This window comes from Cupriavidus sp. JZ107 (assembly GCF_053903255.1).
In genome coordinates this window covers 149157-168474 of record NZ_CP096481.1, presented here as the reverse complement: position 1 = coordinate 168474, position 19318 = coordinate 149157, and the positions used below count along the sequence as shown (strand labels likewise).

14 protein-coding genes are annotated in these 19318 nt (G+C 69.1%); 10 read left to right on the top strand and 4 right to left on the bottom strand.

Annotated features, from left to right (window positions below):
• Nucleotides 1-137: 137 nt before the first annotated feature.
• Nucleotides 138-3731 carry an indolepyruvate ferredoxin oxidoreductase family protein gene (locus tag M1D55_RS10300; protein WP_456282137.1) on the top strand — a complete coding sequence of 1198 codons (3594 nt, stop codon included), beginning with the start codon at nt 138-140 and terminating at the stop codon, nt 3729-3731.
• Nucleotides 3732-3914: 183 nt separating this feature from the next.
• Here the strand turns inward: M1D55_RS10300 and M1D55_RS10295 are convergent, their stop codons facing one another.
• Nucleotides 3915-4529, bottom strand: coding sequence for an HD domain-containing protein (locus M1D55_RS10295; protein ID WP_023263442.1), 615 nt, complete (start codon nt 4527-4529; stop codon nt 3915-3917).
• Nucleotides 4530-4708: 179 nt separating this feature from the next.
• Here M1D55_RS10295 and M1D55_RS10290 point away from each other — a divergent pair, with 179 nt between their 5' ends.
• The 3 genes from M1D55_RS10290 to M1D55_RS10280 all read left to right on the top strand — a co-directional run bounded on the left by M1D55_RS10290 (nt 4709) and on the right by M1D55_RS10280 (nt 6977).
• Nucleotides 4709-5056, top strand: coding sequence for a GFA family protein (locus M1D55_RS10290; RefSeq protein WP_023263443.1), 348 nt, complete (start codon nt 4709-4711; stop codon nt 5054-5056).
• 30 nt (nt 5057-5086) lie between these two features.
• Nucleotides 5087-5500, top strand: a complete 414-nt coding sequence (locus M1D55_RS10285) for a VOC family protein (protein WP_456282136.1) — start codon at nt 5087-5089, stop codon at nt 5498-5500.
• Between the two features lie 151 nt (nt 5501-5651).
• Nucleotides 5652-6977: an MFS transporter gene (locus M1D55_RS10280; RefSeq protein ID WP_456282135.1), complete on the top strand. Its 1326-nt coding sequence runs from the start codon at nt 5652-5654 to the stop codon at nt 6975-6977.
• A 16-nt stretch (nt 6978-6993) separates the two neighbouring features.
• On the opposite strand, the gene M1D55_RS10275 is transcribed toward M1D55_RS10280, so the two are convergent.
• A complete protein-coding gene (locus M1D55_RS10275) occupies nt 6994-7911 on the bottom strand; it encodes a dioxygenase family protein (protein WP_456282134.1) in 918 nt (305 codons plus the stop codon).
• 247 nt (nt 7912-8158) lie between these two features.
• Between M1D55_RS10275 and M1D55_RS10270 the strand changes: the two genes are divergently transcribed.
• Nucleotides 8159-8806: a DNA-3-methyladenine glycosylase I gene (locus M1D55_RS10270; protein WP_043437051.1), complete on the top strand. Its 648-nt coding sequence runs from the start codon at nt 8159-8161 to the stop codon at nt 8804-8806.
• A gap of 429 nt (nt 8807-9235) precedes the next feature.
• On the opposite strand, the gene M1D55_RS10265 is transcribed toward M1D55_RS10270, so the two are convergent.
• Nucleotides 9236-10198, bottom strand: coding sequence for a DUF808 domain-containing protein (locus M1D55_RS10265; protein ID WP_023263445.1), 963 nt, complete (start codon nt 10196-10198; stop codon nt 9236-9238).
• Between the two features lie 287 nt (nt 10199-10485).
• Between M1D55_RS10265 and M1D55_RS10260 the strand changes: the two genes are divergently transcribed.
• The 4 genes from M1D55_RS10260 to M1D55_RS10245 are packed head-to-tail and all read left to right on the top strand — an operon-like array spanning nt 10486 to nt 16397.
• Complete coding sequence (locus M1D55_RS10260) at nt 10486-13743, top strand: response regulator (protein ID WP_456282133.1); 3258 nt, start codon at nt 10486-10488, stop codon at nt 13741-13743.
• Nucleotides 13725-14654, top strand: a complete 930-nt coding sequence (locus M1D55_RS10255; protein ID WP_082928388.1) for a CheR family methyltransferase — start codon at nt 13725-13727, stop codon at nt 14652-14654. Before M1D55_RS10260 ends, M1D55_RS10255 begins: the two co-directional genes overlap by 19 nt.
• A 7-nt stretch (nt 14655-14661) precedes the next feature.
• Nucleotides 14662-15294 carry a chemotaxis protein CheB gene (locus tag M1D55_RS10250; protein WP_006579231.1) on the top strand — a complete coding sequence of 211 codons (633 nt, stop codon included), beginning with the start codon at nt 14662-14664 and terminating at the stop codon, nt 15292-15294.
• An 8-nt stretch (nt 15295-15302) separates the two neighbouring features.
• Complete coding sequence (locus tag M1D55_RS10245; RefSeq protein WP_456282132.1) at nt 15303-16397, top strand: hybrid sensor histidine kinase/response regulator; 1095 nt, start codon at nt 15303-15305, stop codon at nt 16395-16397.
• 52 nt (nt 16398-16449) lie between these two features.
• Here the strand turns inward: M1D55_RS10245 and M1D55_RS10240 are convergent, their stop codons facing one another.
• Entirely contained in the window at nt 16450-17307 is an 858-nt protein-coding gene (locus tag M1D55_RS10240; RefSeq protein WP_006579233.1) for an IclR family transcriptional regulator, read from the bottom strand.
• Between the two features lie 154 nt (nt 17308-17461).
• On the opposite strand from M1D55_RS10240, the gene M1D55_RS10235 reads away from it, so the two are divergent.
• A complete protein-coding gene (locus M1D55_RS10235) occupies nt 17462-19231 on the top strand; it encodes a GMC family oxidoreductase (protein ID WP_456282131.1) in 1770 nt (589 codons plus the stop codon).
• Nucleotides 19232-19318: the final 87 nt, after the last annotated feature.

Sequence of the window (19318 nt, the reverse complement as noted above, 5' to 3'; positions counted from 1 at the left end):
GGTGCCGTGTCAACGTCGCCGGTGCTACCATGCCGGGCAGAGACACGGTCGCCAACGCCTTCACAAGAGGCCTGCCGCGGCTGCCCACCACTGAAGTGTGTCGGCGATCCCGACAACATGCCCGAAGAGGAGCACCCATGAATGCCCCCCTGACCGCCCCGGTCAGCGACGCCATCCGTCGCGCGCTCGCCAACGTTACCCTCGACGACAAATACACGCTCGAACGCGGCCGCATCTACATCAGCGGCACGCAGGCGCTGGTCCGTCTGCCGATGCTGCAGCAGGAACGCGATCGCGCCGCCGGCCTCAATACCGCCGGCTTCATCTCGGGCTATCGCGGCTCGCCGCTCGGTGCGCTGGACCAGGCGCTGTGGAAGGCCAAGTCGCACCTGGCCGGCCACAACATCGTGTTCCAGCCGGGCCTGAACGAGGACCTGGCCGCGACCGCGGTGTGGGGCTCGCAGCAGGTCAACATGTACCCGGGCGCGCAGTACGACGGCGTGTTCGGCATGTGGTACGGCAAGGGGCCGGGCGTGGACCGCACCGGCGACGTCTTCAAGCACGCGAACTCGGCCGGCTCGTCGAAGCACGGCGGCGTGCTGGTACTGGCCGGCGACGACCACTCGGCCAAGTCCTCGACGCTGGCGCACCAGTCCGAACACATCTTCAAGGCCTGCGGGCTGCCGGTGCTGTTCCCGGCCAACGTGCAGGAATACCTCGACTACGGGCTGCATGGCTGGGCCATGAGCCGCTATTCGGGGCTGTGGGTCGCGATGAAGTGCGTCACCGACGTGGTCGAATCGTCGGCCTCGGTCGAGCTCGACCCGCATCGCGTGCAGATCGCGCTGCCGCAGGACTTCGCGATGCCGCCGGGCGGCCTCAACATCCGCTGGCCCGATCCCCCCCTCGAACAGGAAGCGCGGCTGCTCGACTACAAGTGGTACGCGGCGCTGGCCTATGTGCGGGCCAACCGCATCGACCGCATCGAAATCGATTCGCCGCATGCGCGCTTCGGCATCATGACCGGCGGCAAGGCCTACCTCGACACGCGCCAGGCGCTGACCGACCTGGGCCTGGACAAGGAGACCTGCGAGCGCATCGGCATCCGGCTGTACAAGGTCGGCTGCGTCTGGCCGCTGGAAGCGCAGGGCGCGCGCGCGTTCGCGCAAGGGCTGCAGGAAATCCTGGTGGTCGAGGAAAAGCGCCAGATCATGGAGTACGCGCTGAAGGAAGAGCTGTACAACTGGCGCGACGACGTGCGGCCCAAGGTCTACGGCAAGTTCGACGAGAAGGACAATGCCGGCGGCGAGTGGTCGATCCCGCAGAGCAACTGGCTGCTGCCGGCGCATTACGAGCTGTCGCCGGCGATCATCGCCAAGGCGATCGCCACGCGCCTGGACAAGTTCGATCTGCCCAGCGACGTGCGCGCGCGCATCGCCGCCCGCATCGCGGTGATCGAGGCCAAGGAGCGCGCGCTGGCCACGCCGCGCGTCGCGGCCGAGCGCAAGCCGTGGTTCTGCTCGGGCTGCCCGCACAACACCTCGACCAACGTGCCCGAGGGCTCTCGGGCGCTGGCCGGCATCGGCTGCCACTACATGACGGTCTGGATGGACCGCAGCACCAGCACCTTCAGCCAGATGGGCGGCGAGGGCGTGGCCTGGATCGGCCAGGCGCCGTTCGCCGGCGACAAGCACGTGTTCGCCAACCTCGGCGACGGCACCTACTTCCATTCCGGCCTGCTGGCGATCCGCGCGTCGATCGCGGCCGGCGTCAATATCACCTACAAGATCCTGTACAACGACGCGGTCGCGATGACCGGCGGCCAGCCGGTCGACGGCCAGCTGTCGGTGCAGGACATCGCCTTCCAGGTCGCGGCCGAGGGGGCGAAGCGGATCGACATCGTCACCGACGAGCCGGAGAAGTACAGCGCCGCGATCAAGCTGCCGCCGGGCGTGACGATCCACCATCGCAACGATCTGGACCGCGTCCAGCGCGAGCTGCGCGAGGTGCCGGGCTGCACCATTCTGATCTACGACCAGACCTGCGCGACCGAGAAGCGCCGCCGCCGCAAGCGCGGCAGCTTCCCCGACCCGGCCCGCCGCGTGTTCATCAACGACACCGTCTGCGAGGGCTGCGGCGACTGCTCGGTCAAGTCGAACTGCCTGTCGGTCGAGCCGCTGGAAACGGAGCTCGGCACCAAGCGCAAGATCAACCAGTCGTCCTGCAACAAGGACTTCTCGTGCCTGAACGGCTTCTGCCCCAGCTTCGTGACCGCCGAAGGCGCGCAACTGCGCAAGCCCGAGGCGCACGGCGTATCGATGGCAAGCCTGCCGCCGCTGCCCCAGCCGGCGCTGCCCGCGCTGGAGAAGCCGTACGGCGTGCTGGTGACCGGCGTCGGCGGCACCGGTGTCGTGACGATCGGCGGCCTGCTCGGCATGGCCGCGCACCTGGAACAGAAGGGCGTCACGGTGCTCGACATGGCGGGCCTCGCGCAGAAGGGCGGCGCGGTGCTGTCGCACGTGCAGATCGCCGCGCGGCCCGAGGACATCCATGCCACCCGCATCGCGATGGGCGAGGCGGACCTGGTGATCGGCTGCGATGCGATCGTGTCGGCCACCGACGAGGTCCTGTCCAAGGCGCAGGCCGGACGCACGCGCGCGATCGTCAATACCGCGCAAACCCCGACCGCCGAGTTCATCCGCAATCCGAAGTGGCAGTTCCCCGGTCTGTCTGCCGAGCAGGACGTGCGCAACGCGGTCGGCGAGCAATGCGACTTCGTCAATGCCAGCGCGCTGGCGGTGGCGCTGCTCGGCGACGCGATCTACACCAATCCGCTGGTGCTCGGCTATGCCTGGCAGAAGGGCTGGGTGCCGCTGTCGCTGGACGCGATGGTGCGCGCGATCGAACTGAACGGCGTGTCGGTCGACAAGAACAAGGCCGCGTTCGAATGGGGCCGCCACATGGCGCATGACCCGGAACATGTGCTGTCGCTGACCGGCGAACTGAAGCGCACCGCCGAGGGCGCCGACGTGGTCAAGCTGCCGACGTCGTCGGGCGCGCTGCTGGAGAAGCTGATCGCCCATCGTGCCGAGCACCTGACCGCCTACCAGGACGCCGCCTATGCGCAGACCTATCGCGACGCGGTCAATCGCGTGCGCGCGGCCGAGAGCGCGCTGGTGGGTGCAGGCAAGCCGCTGCCGCTGACCGAGGCGGTCGCGCGCAACCTGGCCAAGCTGATGGCGTACAAGGACGAGTACGAGGTCGCGCGGCTCTATACCGATCCGGTCTTCCTCGAGAAGCTGCGCAACCAGTTCGAGGGCGAGCCGGGCCGCGACTACCAGCTGAACTTCTGGCTGGCGCCGCCGATGATCGCCAGGCATGACGACCAGGGGCGGCTGATCAAGCGCCGCTTCGGCCCGTCGACGATGACGATCTTCAAGCTGCTGGCCAGGCTCAAGGGCCTGCGCGGCGGTCCGCTGGACGTGTTCGGCAAGACCGAGGAACGCCGCACCGAGCGCGCGCTGATCGGCGAATACCGGGCGCTGCTCGACGAGCTGGTGGCGGGGCTGAACGCCGCCAACCATGGCACCGCGGTCGCACTGGCCAGCCTGCCCGACGACATCCGCGGCTTCGGCCACGTCAAGGCCAACAACCTGAAGGCAGCGCGCTCGCGCTGGCAGACGCTGCTGGCGCAGTTCAGGAATCCGGCGCAGGGGCAGCAGGCGGCTTGAGTGCGCCTTCGCCCCCGCGGGCCGGCTCCCCTCTCCCACTTGTGGGAGAGGGGTCGGGGGAGAGGGCCGGGCGGCAGCTTGACGATGCTGCCTGCCATGCCCGACCGCCCTTGCCCTCTCCCCCGCCCCTCTCCCGCCGTGCGGGAGAGGGGAGAAAACCGACGGGAGATGGCAGTCGCCGCCCTACTCCACCTGCGCCAGCTTGTCCTCGCCCTTCTTCACATACATCGAGTTCTTCGGCTGCGCGAACACGCGCCGCACCATCGGCTCGAAGAACGACAGCGGCAGCGTGTCGTAGTCGGTCATGAAGGCCGCCGCATCGTACTTCGCGCAGAACTCCGCGGTGCGCTCGAACAGCTCGGGCTGGCCGCGGAATTGCTCGCGCAGGTTGCGGTCCAGGCCGAGGTGGTGGAAGAAGTAGTAGCCCTGGAACACGCCGTGCTTTTCCACCATCCACAGGTTCTCGGCGCTGACGAAGGGCTTGAGGATCGCCGCGGCGATGTCCGGATGGTTGTAGCTGCCCAGCGTGTCGCCGATGTCGTGCAGCAGCGCGCAGACCACGTATTCCTCGTCGCGGCCGTCGCGATGGGCCAGCGTGGCGGTCTGCAGGCAGTGGGTCAGCCGGTCGATCGGGAAGCCGCCGCAGTCGCCTTCCAGCAGCCGCAGATGGGCCAGCACGCGGTCGGGCAGCGCGGCGGCATAGGGCATGAACTCGGCCGAGATCGCGGCCCAGTCTTCGCGGGTGCCCTGCTCCATATGGCTGAATTGCGCGCGCGGCGCCTGGTGGGATTCGCTCATCGTGGTCTCCTGGTGGGGTCGGCGCTGATGCGCTCTTGGGGATTCCGGCATTGTGACACCGCTTGATGCCGCTACACTGTCGGGATACCGACAATCGCCGCCACCAGCCCGAACCCACCGGCTGGAGCCCACCCGCTGAAGCGACCCGCGGCACCTTCCACAGAATCGAGGAGAACACCATGCCATACCAGGGCAGCTGCCATTGCGGCCGCATCGCATTCGAGGTCGAAGGCGAGATTGACGCCGTGCTGTCGTGCAATTGTTCGATCTGCCAGCGTCGCGGCCATCTGCTGTGGTTCGTGCCGCGCGAGCGCCTGCACCTGAAGACGCCCGAGTCGGACTACTCGACCTATCGCTTCCACACGATGAAGATCGCCCACCATTTCTGCCCGGTGTGCGGCTGCGGCCCGTTCGGCGAAGCCATCGACCCGAAGGGCAACCCGACGGCGGCGGTCAATGCGCGCTGCCTCGAGGGAATCGACCTGGACAAGCTGAAGGTCATCCCGTTCGATGGGCGACGCCTGTAGTGTCGCCTGTACCGCCTCCGCCATGACGCCATGCTGACGATCCGGGGCATCGATCATCTGGTGCTGCGCAGCGCCGACGTGCCGGCGCTGCTGCGCTTCTACATCGACGTGCTGGGCTGCACGCTGGAGCGCGAGCAGCCGAAGCTGGGGCTGACGCAGTTGCGTGCCGGCGCCAGCCTGATCGACCTGGTCACGCTGGACGGTCCGCTCGGCAAGGCCGGTGGCGCGGGACCCGGCCCCGAGGGCCGCAACCTGGACCACTTCTGCCTGCGCGTCGAGCCCTTCGATGCGCAGGCCATCGCCGCCCATCTGCGCGCGCACGGCGTCGAAGCGGGACCGGTCGAATCGCGCTACGGGGCCGAGGGCACGGGACCGTCGATCTATCTGCGCGACCCCGACGGCAATGTGGTCGAGCTGAAGGGACCGCCCGACACCACGGCATAGCGCGCCAAGGCGCAGAGGCGGGACTGCGCGATGCCGCCGCGCAACGCCCCGCGCACGCGGCGCCGGAGCGCCGCTACAATCGGGTTTCCCCCTAACATGCGCCGCCGGCATCGCATCGGTGGCCACGGCGCCGGCCTCCCCGGCGCATGCCATGACGACACCCGACCTCTCCTCCGGCCCCCGCCCGGACACCGCCGGCTCCGCCCCCGCTGCGGCGAACGCCGCCGACCCCACGGAACCCACCGAACCACAGCCCCACCCCGCCCCCAGGTCCGAACCACCCCGACATCTGGCCTGGGTGCTCGGCCTGACCGAGACCATTTCGTGGGGCACGCTGTACTTCACCTTCACGGTCTTCATCGAACCGATGAGCCAATCGCTCGGCTACGGCAAGCCGTTCCTGGCGGGCGGCTATTCGCTGGGGCTGCTGGTGTGGGCGCTGTGCTCGTTCGCGGTCGGCCGGCTGCTCGACCGCGCACCGGCCCGCTGGGTCATGGGTACCGGTTCGGTGCTGGCCGGACTGGGACTGCTGCTGTGGGCGTGGTCGCCGAACCCGACGCTATTCCTGCTGATGTGGGTGCCGCTCGGCCTGGCGATGGCCACCACGCTGTACGAGCCGGCGTTCGTCGTGCTGCGCCAGGCCTACGGCGACGGCTACCAGAAGTCGATCGTCATCGTCACGCTGGTGGCGGGCTTCGCCAGCACCATCTTCATTCCGCTGGCGCAATGGCTGGTGTTGCATATCGGCTGGCGCGGCACGCTGCTGATCTTCGCCGCGCTGAACCTGCTGGTCTGCGCGCCGCTGCATGCCAGGTTGCGCTTCAAGCCGAATCCGACCTATGCCAGCGTGCAGCCGGTCGCGCCGCTGGGCGCCGGCTCGCCCGGCATCGCCACGCTGGCGCTGCGCGATCCGGTGTTCTGGTCGGTGGTGCTGGCCTTCACCGCGCTGGCGGTGGTGGCTTCGCTGCTGGGCGCGCACCTGATCCCGATGCTCAACGAGAAGGGCCTGCCGGTCGGCGAGCAGCTGATGGTGGCGGCGCTGATCGGGCCGGCACAGGTGATCGGCCGGCTGGCGATGGCACGCATGCCATCGCGGCAGCCGGTGCGGATCGCGATGCCGGTCTATCTGGTGATGTGCCTGGGCCTGCTGACGCTGGCGCTGGGCCACGGCAGATGGCTGATGCTGGCCGCGGTGCTGTACGGCTGCGCCAACGGCATCAACACGATGCTGCGCGCGATGGCGATGCCCGAGCTGATCTCGCGGCACCACTATGCGACGCTGAACGGGCTGATGATGACGCCGGTGCTGCTGATGCAGGCGATCGCCCCGTGGCTCGGCGCGCTGATGTGGAGCGCGGCCGGCGGCTATTGGCTGATGCTGTGGGTGATGGTGTTGCTGGGGCTGGCGGCGCTGGGCGCGTTCGCCTATGCGCTGCGCCGGCGCGGCATGCTGGGGGCGCCGCCGGCGGGCGCGTAGCCGGCCCCCTGAGTACTCACGTCGCGGTCGACGCGCCCATGCCTTCGAAGACGAAGGTATCCATTGCCAGCACGCCGTAGGTCACCGCATCGGTGGCACGCTCCACCTTGGCGCCCTTGGTGACGTTGGCCGCCTGGGCCGCCTCGGCCGCCTTGGAGGGCACGGGCGCGCCGGCGGCCCCTGCGGCGGGCCCGAGCGCGGCGCCCAGCGCGACGAAGAACGGCAGCAGATGCTCGTCGGTCGGATGAGCCCGGCGCGCATGCGGCGCCTCGCTGCGGTAGCGCGAGATGCGCGCGGTATCGCCGGTGCGCAGCGCTTCGTCCAGCGCCTGGACCATCCAGCCGCGAAACGCCTCGACATAGGGCTCGGCGTCGACACCATGCTGGCTGGGCCGTTCCTCGCGAAACACTTCCCTCAGGTTATGCGTGAAGCTGCCGGAGCCGACCACCAGCACGCCCTCGTCCCGCAACTGCGCCAGCGCGCGGCCGACCTCGATCTGCACGGCCGGGTCCAGATAGGGGTTCAGCGCCAGCTGCACCACCGGCAGGTCGGCTTTCGGGAAGAAATACCGCATCGGCAGCCAGGCGCCGTGATCGAGCGGCCGCGCTTCGTCCAGCGCGACGAAGCCCGCGCCCGGGATGCCGGCGGCCTCGATCAGCGCCTTGACGCGCCCCGCCAGCGCGGGAGAACCGGGCGCGTCGTAGCGCAGCGCATAGAGCTCCGGCGGGAAGCCGCCGAAGTCATGCCATGCCTGCTGCCGCTCGGCGGTGGTCACGGCCAGCGTGCTGTAGATCCAGTGCGCCGAGATCACCAGCACCGCGCGCGGCTGCTCGGCGCGCAGCCGCTCGCCCAGCGCATCGAACGCCGGGCCGACCGGCCCGGGTTCGATCGCCAGCATCGGCGAACCGTGGGAGACATAGAGCGCGGGCAGCATGGGGAGTCCTTTGGCATCGTGTGTTCATGGAATACGAGCCAAGTTTGACAAATCCCCACCGCCCGGGCGTGAAGCGTTGCGGACGGGTCGGTCAAATATTTTGAAATTCAGCGTTGCGGCGTTGTCCCTGCCAGCGGGGGCGAAGTGGCACTAACATGGCGGCTTGCCTGCCGGGTCGCCAGCCCCGGCTGATCAAAGCCCTCGAGACAACCCAGACTACCGAGACGACGGAGAGACAATGACCACCATGCCCGCCACCACCAGACCGAAGCAGGCCGGACCGGCGCCCGTCACGCCGCTGCCCCGCTGCGGCTGGTGCGGCACGCTCGAGGACTATTGCCACTACCACGACAACGAGTGGGGGTATCCGGTCGACGACGACCGCCGGCTGTTCGAGAAGCTGTGCCTCGAGGGCTTCCAGGCGGGCCTGAGCTGGCTGACGATCCTGCGCAAGCGCGAGGCCTTCCGCAAGGCGTTCGCCAACTTCGATGTCGAGAAGGTGGCGCGCTTCGGCGAGCGCGACATCGAGCGGCTGCTCGGCGATGCCGGCATCGTGCGCCACCGCGGCAAGATCGAGGCGGCGATCAACAACGCCCAGCGCGCGCTCGAACTGCTCGAGACCGAATCGTCGCTGGCCGCCTATCTGTGGCGCTACGAGCCGGATCCGAAGAGCCGGCCGGCCGTGCTGACGCCCGAGGTACTGCGCACGATGACGACCTGCCCCGAGGCGACCGCGCTGTCCAGGGACCTGAAGAAACGGGGCTGGCGCTTCGTCGGCCCCACCACGATGTATGCGCTGATGCAGGCGATGGGGATGGTCAACGACCACCAGCAGGGTTGCTGGGCGCGCGAGGAAGCGCAGCGTAAGCGGGCAGCCTTCCAGGTGCCGCGTTAACCGACGGCCGCCGTGGCCGTATCCGGGGCTGCTGCGGCTACGTTCGTAACGTGCATCACCTGCATAACGTGCGAAAACGCACGTCCAGCCTCCGCCCTGCGCAACGGTGCTCCATGGTCTTTAAAGATTGTTTACGTATACGTAGATAGTAGTAGTAGGTAAACGGCGCCCTCGGCAGTGGATAAGGGCGCCGCGCCCTTGTGGCACAAGCTCTGGCAGGCTGGACAACTCTCAGGGAAAACCCCGACGTATACGGGATAACCCGACACCCCCGCGGAAATGGGTTCGGGACGCGCCGGACTTGTCCGTCCGCCGTCCACAGGCGCCTCACAGTCTTCCCAGCGCTTGTCCCTCGTGCGGCGCACAGGACGGGCACAGGGTTGTCCCCGGAGTTATCCCCAAGGGGCGCCATTGCCAACCCTGCAGCATTCAGTGCGAACTCGGCCGCAACGCCCGCCGGCCCCGCTGCACCAGCATCACGCCGGCCAGCACGATGGCACCGGCGATCACGCCGCCAACCAGATTGATCAGCAGCGGTCCCAGCCAGGACAGGAAGGGCCCGACGCCAGGGATCGCGCCCAGCCATTGCGCGGCGCTCTCTTCCAGATGGTGCGCCCACGGCAGCCCGTGGACCAGGATGCCGCCCCCGACCAGGAACATCGCGACGGTACCGGCGACCGACAGCGTCTTCATCAGCATCGGCGCCAGCCGCAGCAGGCCGTCGCCGACGCGGCGCGCGAAGCCATTGCCGCGCTCGCTCAGATAGAGGCCGGCGTCGTCGAGCTTGACGATGCCGGCCACCAGCCCGTAGACGCCGACCGTCATCAGCAGGGCGATTGCGGTCAGCACCGCCAGCCGGGTGCCGAACGGCGCGTTGGCCACCGTGCCCAGCGAGATCACGATGATCTCGGCCGACAGGATGAAGTCGGTGCGGACCGCCCCCTTGATCTTTTCCTTTTCCAGCGCGACCAGGTCGACCGCGGGATTGGACGCCGCCTGCCGCAGCGCGGCGCGCTCGACCGCCTCCCTGGCGCGCTCGGTCGGCTCGGCGTGGCCGGGCAGGAAGCGATGGGCGAGCTTCTCGAAGCCCTCGTAGCAGAGGAAGGCGCCGCCGATCATCAGCAGTGGCGTGACCGCCCAGGGCGCGAAGGCGCTGATGGCCAGCGCCGCCGGCACCAGGATCACCTTGTTGCGCAGCGAACCGAGCGCCACCGCCCAGACCACCGGCAGCTCGCGCTCGGCCTTCAGGCCGGTCACCTGTTGCGCGTTCAGCGCGAGGTCATCGCCAAGCACGCCCGCGGTCTTGCGCGCGGCGACCTTGCTCATCGTGGCGACGTCGTCGAGGATCGTCGAAATATCGTCGAGCAGCGCGAGCAGGCTGGCACCGGCCATCTCAGCGGCCTCCCTGCGGCGGCTGGCCTGCAACGGTACGGCGATCGAAACTCGGCATGGTTCTGGCTCCTGTGAGGATGGACGATCGGCAAGGCGCGGCGGGCCGCGGGTGGCGCCGCCATCGCGCCATACTGCCATAGCCGGTTGCGCTTCCAGCATGGCCGGCATGTCGGATTTTGTCTGATTTTTTTACGTCACTCGGGCCGGTAGCATGGGGCGTCATGCGCAGGCACCGGGCGGCTTTTGCGCCGGGGCCCCCGCCTCCTTCCCATTCCACCCGGTCGCCCATGCCCCAAACCCTTGCGCGCAGCGATCTGCTGCGTACGCTCGTCATTCCGCTGCTGCTCGCCGCGCTGCTGTTCGCGGACCTGCTGACGCCGCTCGGCGTCGCCGAATGGATCTTCTATCTACTGCCGATCTGCCTGTGCGTGTTCGTCGACCGTCCGACGATGCCGCTGTGGACGGCTGCGGGCGCGACGCTGCTGATCGCCGCCGGCTATATCTTCTCGCCGGAAGGCGGCGATCCGACCATCGGCCTGATCAACCGTCTGTGCGGCGCCGTGGTGATGTGGTTCCTCGCCGCGGCAATCTATCGCTACGTCGCCAGCCAGGTGCAGATGCGGCGCTTCGTCTGGCTGCAGGAAGGCCAGGTCCGCGTGGTCCAGCAGACGCGCGGGCTCGATACCCCAGCAGAGGTCGGCACCGCGCTGCTGCGCGCGCTGGTGCCGCTGGCACAGGCCCAGGCCGGCGTGGTGTACGGACTCGAGAACGGCGGCCTGAAGCGGCTGGCGGGCTGGGCGGCGCCGGCCGACACGCCCGAGAGCCTGGCGCTCGGCGAGACGCTGGCCGGGCAGGCCGCCAGCGAGAACCGGCCGCTGCTGGCGCGCGGCCTGTCTTCGCACTATCTGCGCATCGCTTCGGCGCTGGGGCGCGACGTGCCGCAGGCGGTCGTGGCCGCGCCGCTGACCTCGGACGGCCATGTGGTCGGCGTGGTGGAGCTGGCGTTCGCCAGCGCGCAGCCGAAGCTGGACGATACCGTCGAACTGATCGGCCGCATTGCCGAGGCGGCCGGCGTGGCGCTGACCGCCTCGGCGTATCGCGCGCGGCTGGAGACGCTGCTGGCGCAGACCCAGCGCCAGGCCGAGGAACTGCAGGTCCAGCAGGAAGAACTGCGCGTCTCCAACGAGGAACTGGAAGAGCGCGGCCGTGCGCTGATGGAATCGCAGGCGCGGCTGGAGACGCAGCAGGCCGAGCTCGAGCAGAGCAACGTCCAGCTCGAGGAGCACACCCAGCTGCTGGAGGCACAGAAGCGCGACCTGCTGCAGTACCAGGCCGAGCTAGCCGCCGGCGCGCGGGCACTGGAGCGCGCCAACCAGTACAAGTCCGAGTTCCTGGCCAACATGTCGCACGAACTGCGCACGCCGCTGAACAGCGCGCTGATCCTGGCCAAGCTGCTGCAGGACAACAAGGAAGGCAACATGACGCCGGAGCAGGTGCGCTATGCCGCCACCATCCATTCGGCCAACACCGACCTGCTCAACCTGATCAACGACATCCTCGACCTGTCCAAGATCGAGGCCGGCCATCTGACCGTGCAGCCCGAACCGGTCGATATCGAGGCGGTGGTCGGCGGACTCGCGCAAGGCTTCGCGCCGATCGCCGCGCAGAAGTCCGTGCAGTTCCGCATCGAACGCGCGCCCGGCCTGCCGGCGACGCTGGTGACCGACAGCGTGCGGCTGCAGCAGATCCTGCGCAACCTGCTGTCCAACGCGTTCAAGTTCACCGAGCGCGGCGAGGTGGCGCTGTCGGTCATGCGCGATGGCGAGGACGGGGTGCGCTTCGCGGTGCGCGATACCGGCATCGGCATTGCGCGCGACAAGCAGGCCATCATCTTCGAGGCCTTCCAGCAGGCCGACGGCACCACCAGCCGACGCTATGGCGGCACCGGCCTCGGGCTGTCGATCTCGCGACAGCTCGCGCAACTGCTCAACGGCACGCTGACGGTCGACAGCGTGCCGGGCTCGGGCAGCACCTTCACGCTGACGTTGCCGCTTGAATTCGTCGGCCCCGCCGCGCCCGCGGCGGCGGTGTCGTCGGTGCCGCCGGCCCCGGCCGCGGTGCTCGAAGCGGCGGCGCAGGTCGCGGCCGACGGTGGCATCGACGTGACCGAGGCGCTCAGCTCGCCGCAGCCGGCGCCCGTCCCCGACGCGGTCGCCGACCATGCCGCGCCCGCCCACGCCACCGGCGGCGCCAGGCAGCCGCAGACCGCGCCCACCGCGCCGCCGATCACGATCAGCGCGCCGCCGCTGCATACGATGCTGGGCCCGGCGCCGATCGACGACGACCGTGACCGGCGCTCGCGCGGCAACCGCCTGATCCTGGCGATCGAGGACGACGTCGCGTTCGCGCAGATCCTCTACGACCTGGCCCACGAACTGGACTTCGACTGCCTGCACGCGACCACCGCCCAGCAGGGTCTGGAGCTGGCCCGCGAATACCAGCCCTGCGGCATCCTGCTCGATGTCGCGCTGCCCGACCATTCGGGACTGACGCTGCTCGACTGGCTCAAGCGCGACCCGGCGACGCGCCATATCCCGACCCATCTGGTGTCGATCAGCGACCATGCCGAAGCCGCGCTGCATCGCGGCGCGATCGGCTACACGCTCAAGCCGAGCGGCCGCGACGATCTCGCGAGCGTGATCCGCGAGCTGGAGGCGCGCATGGCGCGCGGAGGCATGCGCACGGTGCTGGTGGTCGAGGACGACGCGACGCTGCGCGACAGCATCCGCGCGCTGCTGCAATCGGCCGATATCGACATCGTCACCGCCGACACCGTGTCGGCGGCGCTGGCGCGGCTGTCGGAACGCCGCTTCGATTGCGTGGTGATGGACCTGGCGCTGCCGGACGGCTCGGGCCACGACCTGCTCGAGCAGATGGCGGCCGATTCCTCGTATTCGATGCCACCAGTGATCGTCTACACCGGCCGGCAGCTGTCGGCCGAGGACGAGCAGCAGCTGCGCCGCCATTCCAAGTCGATCATCATCAAGGGCGCGCGTTCGCCCGAGCGGCTGCTCGACGAGGTCACGCTGTTCCTGCACAGCGTGGAATCGGCGCTGCCGCCCGAACACCAGCGCATGCTGCGCGCGGTGCGCAGCCGCGACGATGCCTTCGAGGGCCGCAGGCTGCTGCTGGTGGAGGACGACGCGCGCAATATCTTCGCGCTGTCCAAGGTCATCGAACCGCTCGGCGCGCAGGTCGAGATCGCGCGCAACGGCCGCCAGGCCCTTGAAATCCTCGATGGCCGCGACGATATCGACCTGGTGCTGATGGACATCATGATGCCGGAGATGGACGGGCTGACCGCGATGCGGCACATCCGCCAGGATGGCCGCCATGCGCGGCTGCCGATCATCGCGCTGACCGCCAAGGCGATGTCGTCCGACCGCGAGGCCTGCCTGCTGGCCGGCGCCAACGACTACATCGCCAAGCCGATCGATATCGACAAGCTGCTTTCGCTGTGCCGGGTATGGCTGCACGCACGCTGACCCCTCCCCCCGCGCCGTCGTCCGCGCCGTCGTCCACGCGTTCGTCCGCGCCTTTGTCCGGATCGGCGCCGGCCGACGATGCCTTCGCGGCCGTGCCCGCCGACGACTTCGACATCGAGCTCGAACTGCTGCTCGAGGGGATCTTCCGCAAGTACCAGCACGATTTCCGCGGCTATTCGCGCGCCTCGCTGCGCCGCCGGCTGTCGCAGGCGCTGCGCGACCTGAAGCTCGACACGCTGTCGCAGCTGCAGGACCGCATGCTGCGCGATCCGGCGCTGTTCGGCCGGCTGTTCCAGTACCTGACGGTGCAGGTCAGCGAGATGTTCCGCGACCCGTCGTACTTCCGCGCGATCCGGGAGCAGGTGGCGCCGGTGCTCAAGACCTACCCGTCGATCACGGTATGGGTGGCCGGCTGCAGCAGCGGCGAGGAACTGTGGTCGCTGGCGATCCTGTTCGCCGAAGAGGGCCTGCACGAGCGCACCACGTTCTATGCAACCGACATCAATCCGGCGGCGCTGGCCGAGGCGCGCGCCGGGGTCTACGACGCCGGGCGGCTGCGGGGCTTCGGCCGCAACTACCTGGCCGCGGGCGGCCGGCATTCGCTGGGGGACTACTATCACGCCGCCTATGGCAAGGCGAAGTTCGACGCCGGCCTGGTTTCGCGCGCGGTGTTCGCCGACCACAGCCTGGCGACCGACAGCGTGTTCCAGGAAGCGCAGCTGATCTCGTGCCGCAACGTGCTGATCTACTTCGACCGCACGCTGCAGGACCGCGCGCTCGGGCTGTTCCGCGACGCGCTGGTGCGCCACGGCTTTCTGGGCCTGGGCAGCAAGGAGACGTTGCAGTTCAGCGCGCACGCCGAGGCCTTCGAGGCCGTGGTGCCTTCGGACCGGCTGTACCGCAAACGATGAGCGCCGCATGAACGACGCACCGTACGCGCCGCGCGCGGACCTGAATCCATCGCCCGAGGCCGTCGTCATCGGCGGATCGGCCGGCGGCATCGAGGCGCTGAACGTGCTGCTGCCGATGCTGCCCGCGGCCTTTCGTCCGGCGCTGATCGTGGTGCTGCATCTGCGGCCCGATACGCCGAGCCTGCTGCCGCAGCTGTTCTCGCTGCGCTGCGCGCTGCCGGTATGCGAGGCCGAGGACAAGATGCCGGTGCGGCACGGCCATCTGTACCTGGCCCCGCCCGACTACCACCTGCTGGTCGAACGCGACGGCGGGCACGGCGGCGGGCCGGCACGGGGTGTACGGCTCGCGCTGTCGGTCGATCCGCCCGAGCGCTTCTCGCGTCCGTCGATCGACGTGCTGTTCGATTCCGCCGCGCACGCCTGGCGCGAGGCGCTGCTCGGCATCCTGCTCAGCGGCGCCAACGATGACGGCGCACGCGGGCTCGAGACCATCCGCCACTGCGGCGGACGAACCTGGGTGCAGGCCCCGGATACCGCGTCGGCCGAGACGATGCCGGCGGAGGCGATCGCGCGCGGCGCGGTCGACGAGGTGCTGACCCTGGAAGCGATCGGCAGCCGGCTTCGGCTTGCCGTCCACTGAACCTTGCCATGTCCGATCCCATCAAGATCCTGACCGTCGACGACATCGCCAGCAATCTGACCGCGCTGGACGCCGTGCTGGCGCGGCCCGATGTCGAACTGGTGCACGCCAACTCGGGCCCGCAGGCGCTGGACCTGCTGCTGGAGCACGAGTTTGGCCTGGCCATTCTCGACGTGCACATGCCGGGCATGGACGGCTTCGAGCTGGCCGAGCTGATGCGCGGCAGCACCCGGACCAACCATATCCCGATCCTGTTCCTGACCGCGGCCGGCTACGACAGCCAGCGCACCTTCAAGGGCTATGCGACCGGCGCCGTCGACTTCCTCTACAAGCCGCTCGACGCCAACATCCTGGCCGCCAAAGTCGACGTGTTCGTGCAGCTGGCGCGGCAGAAGCAGCAGCTCGCCGAGCAGCTGGCCACCACGCAGCGGCTGCTGAAGGCCAACGAGATGCTGATGGCGGTGCTGGCGCACGACCTGCGCACGCCGCTGTCGGCGATCCTGGCCTCGACCTCCTTCCTGGAGCGCTTCTGCCACGACGACAGGGCCGCGCCGGCGGTCGAGCGCATCCGCCGCAGCGGCACGCGCATGGTGCGGATGGTCGATCAGCTGCTCGATGTCGCGCGGCTGCACGGTGGCCGCATGCAACCGGCGCTGCAGCGCGAGGACCTGCATGCGCTGTGCGCGGCGATCGTCGACGAACACGAGAGCCGGCACGGCAAGGGCCGGCTGCTGCTGGAACGCATCGGCGACACGGTCGCGACGGTGGACCCGGGTCTGCTGTCGCAGGTGCTGGCCAATCTGATCGGCAACGCGCTGCAGCATGGCGACACCGCGGTGCCGGTGCGCGTGCGGATCGAAGGCGGGGACGCGCGCGTGACCGTGGCGGTCAGCAACGGCGGCACCATCCCGGCCGATCTGCTGCCGCATCTGTTCGACGCGTTCCGCTCGGGGCGCTCCGCGACGGAATCGGAAGGGCTCGGGTTGGGCCTGCATATCGCGCGCGAGCTGGCGATGTTGCATGGCGGCGATATCGAGGTGGTGTCGCGCGAGGGGGCAGGGACGACCTTCACGGTGTGGGTGCCGCGCCAGGGTTCCGCGTAGCCGTTCGTTTTCCCTCGGCGCCGGTCATTCGGCTTTCGTCATTCGGCTTTCGTCATTCGGCGCGCAGCACACGCGCCATCTGCTGCGCGGCTTCCTGCAGCACCGGCACCGCGCGCAACAGCCCTTCCAGCGGCACGCGCGCGGTCGGCGCGTGGCAGGCGATCGCGGCCAGCACCGGACGGGCGGCCGTGGCCGCCGTGCCGTTCGCCTCCGCTGCCAGTTCGCGCACCGGTACCGCCACTGCGGTCATGCCGCGCACGAATTCCTCGTTGTCGACGCCGATGCCGCGCGCGCCGAGCCGATCCAGTTCGGCCTCCAGCAGCGACAGATCGGCCAGCGTGCGCGGCGTATTTCGCGTCAGCACCAGCCGCTGCAGCGTCTGCTGCCGTTCGAGCCGGCTCATCGCCGACAGGAACAGCTTGCCGCTGGCCGTGCAGTGCAACGGCACGTGAATGCCCGGCGACAGCTGCAGCCGCAGCGGCTCGTGGGTCTCGACACGTTCGACATAGAGCACGCGATCGCCGTCCAGTGCGGTCAGGTTGCAAGTCTCCCCTAGCGCGGCCACCAGCCGTCCCAGGATCGCGCGGCATTCGCGCAGCACCGGCGGGCTGCGCAAGGTCTGCAGCGCCAGTCCCGCGGCCCGAGGCCCCGGCACGAAGCCGCGCTCGGCCGGCATCTGCAGCACGAAGCCGGCACCCTCCATCGCCGCCAGCAGCCGCATCAGCGTGGTCTTCGGCACGTGCAGGCGCTGCGACAGTTGTGCCAAGGTCTGCGGATGCTGCGCTCGCGCGAGCGCATCGAGCACCATCAGCACGCGCAGGCTGCGCGCATCCTCGTCGGCCGCCCGCGAGTCCGCCGCATTGTCTGCTGCGCTGCGATTCTGAAACGGAATTTGCACGTTCTGTTTCACTTTCCGCGCCTCCACGCGTATTGCCTTTTCATTTCCGGCTCGACAAATAAAATCGGGACAAGTCGTTCCATTATAAGAACGTTGCTGGCTGGCCCCGCGGCCAATCCGCCCCGGACAAACCCTGCCCGCAACACCCGACCAGGAGACAGCGACGATGTCGCAAACCGTTGACTACATCGTGGTGGGCGCCGGCTCGGCCGGCTGCGTGCTGGCCAACCGGCTCAGCGAGGATGGCCGCCACGCGGTGTGCCTGCTCGAGGCCGGACCGCCGGACCGCTATCCGTGGATCCACATCCCCATCGGCTACGGCAAGACGATGTTCCACAAGGAGGTCAACTGGGGCTTCCATACCGACCCCGACCCCAACATGCTGAACCGGCGCATTTATTGGCCGCGCGGCCGCACGCTGGGCGGCAGCAGCGCGATCAACGGCCTGATCTACGTGCGCGGGCAACGCGAGGACTACGACCACTGGGCCGCGCTCGGCAATCGCGGCTGGAGCTGGGACGACTGCCTGCCCTACTTCCGCAAGCTCGAGAACAACGACCTGGGCCCCGGCCCGACGCGTGGCACCGATGGGCCGCTGAACGCGACCTCGATCGATCGGCGCCATCCGCTGGTCGATGCCTTCATCGAAGCCGGCCAGTCGCTCGGCCTGCCGCACAAGGCCGATTTCAATACCGGCGACCAGGAAGGCGTCGGCTACTACCAGCTGACCACGCGCAAGGGCTGGCGCTGCTCGACCGCGGTGGCCTATCTGCGGCCGGCGCAGTCGCGTTCCAATCTGCGCATCGAGACCGGCGCGCATACGACCGCGATCCTGTTCGAAGGGCGGCGCGCGGTCGGGGTGCGCTATATGCAGAACGGCCGCCAGCAGGTGCTGCGCGCGCGCCGCGAAGTGTTGCTGTGCGCGGGCGCACTGCAGTCGCCGCAGCTGTTGCAACTGTCCGGTATCGGTCCATCGGCCCTGCTGCGCGAATTCGGCGTGCCGGTGGTGCACGCGCTGCCGGGCGTCGGCGAAAACCTGCAGGACCATCTGCAGATCCGGCTGATCTACCAGGTGGCGCGGCCGATCACCACCAACGACCAGTTGCGCTCGCTGTTCGGCAAGGCCCGCATGGGGCTCGAATGGCTGTTGTGGCGGCAAGGGCCGCTGGCGATCGGCATCAACCAGGGCGCGATGTTCTGCCGCGTGCTGCCTCAGGAAAGTGCGACGCCAGACACGCAGTTCCACTTCGCCACGCTGTCGGCCGACATGGCGGGGGGCCAGGTCCATCCGTTCTCGGGCTGCACCTATTCGGTCTGCCAGCTGCGGCCCGAATCGCGCGGCACGGTGCGGATCCGCTCGACCGATCCGTTTACGCCGCCGTCGATGCAGCCCAACTATCTGTCGGCTGAGCTGGACCGGCGCAGCGCGATCGCCTCGGTCCGCTTCGCGCGCCGCGTGGCGCAGACCGAGCCGATGCGCACGCTGATGCAGGCCGAATTCCGGCCCGGCGACGCGGTGCAGTCGGACGACGAGATCCTGCATTTCTGCCGCGAGTACGGGGCCACCATCTTCCATCCGTCCGGCACCGCCAGGATGGGCCCGGCCAGCGATCCGCTCGCCGTGGTCGATGAGCGGCTGCGCGTGCATGGCGTGGCGGGCCTGCGCGTGGTCGATTGCTCGGTGATGCCGACGCTGGTGTCGGGCAATACCAATGTGCCGGTCGTGATGATGGCCGAGCGCGCGGCGGACTTCATTCGCGAGGACGCGCGCGCGGAGACCGTCAGCGAGATCGTCGGCGCGGCGGCGGCCGGTTCCGCCCGGGTCGAACGCGAGCCGGAGCATCAAGCCGAAGGCGATACCGGGCGCCAGGCTGAGGCCGGGACCGAGCGCCAACCCGAGCGCCAACCCGAGCGCCGCATCACCGAGCCGGTCTGACCCCGGCCCGCCATCGCGCCGCCAACGCATATCGCAGCGAACCCGGGCTCGGTTCGCTGCGCAACCGAAGGCCGAGCCCCAGTAGCG

Excerpts from the sequence above, each read along its gene's own strand:
- M1D55_RS10280 (WP_456282135.1), top strand. The coding sequence starts at position 5,652 with ATGACGACACCCGACCTCTCCTCCGGCCCCCGCCCGGACACCGCCGGC.
- M1D55_RS10300 (WP_456282137.1), top strand. The coding sequence starts at position 138 with ATGAATGCCCCCCTGACCGCCCCGGTCAGCGACGCCATCCGTCGCGCG.
- M1D55_RS10285 (WP_456282136.1), top strand. The coding sequence starts at position 5,087 with ATGCTGACGATCCGGGGCATCGATCATCTGGTGCTGCGCAGCGCCGAC.
- M1D55_RS10270 (WP_043437051.1), top strand. The coding sequence starts at position 8,159 with ATGCCCGCCACCACCAGACCGAAGCAGGCCGGACCGGCGCCCGTCACG.
- M1D55_RS10245 (WP_456282132.1), top strand. The coding sequence starts at position 15,303 with ATGTCCGATCCCATCAAGATCCTGACCGTCGACGACATCGCCAGCAAT.
- M1D55_RS10290 (WP_023263443.1), top strand. The coding sequence starts at position 4,709 with ATGCCATACCAGGGCAGCTGCCATTGCGGCCGCATCGCATTCGAGGTC.
- M1D55_RS10235 (WP_456282131.1), top strand. The coding sequence starts at position 17,462 with ATGTCGCAAACCGTTGACTACATCGTGGTGGGCGCCGGCTCGGCCGGC.
- M1D55_RS10250 (WP_006579231.1), top strand. The coding sequence starts at position 14,662 with ATGAACGACGCACCGTACGCGCCGCGCGCGGACCTGAATCCATCGCCC.
- M1D55_RS10255 (WP_082928388.1), top strand. The coding sequence starts at position 13,725 with ATGGCTGCACGCACGCTGACCCCTCCCCCCGCGCCGTCGTCCGCGCCG.
- M1D55_RS10295 (WP_023263442.1), bottom strand. The coding sequence starts at position 4,529 with ATGAGCGAATCCCACCAGGCGCCGCGCGCGCAATTCAGCCATATGGAG.
- M1D55_RS10260 (WP_456282133.1), top strand. The coding sequence starts at position 10,486 with ATGCCCCAAACCCTTGCGCGCAGCGATCTGCTGCGTACGCTCGTCATT.
- M1D55_RS10275 (WP_456282134.1), bottom strand. The coding sequence starts at position 7,911 with ATGCTGCCCGCGCTCTATGTCTCCCACGGTTCGCCGATGCTGGCGATC.
- M1D55_RS10265 (WP_023263445.1), bottom strand. The coding sequence starts at position 10,198 with ATGGCCGGTGCCAGCCTGCTCGCGCTGCTCGACGATATTTCGACGATC.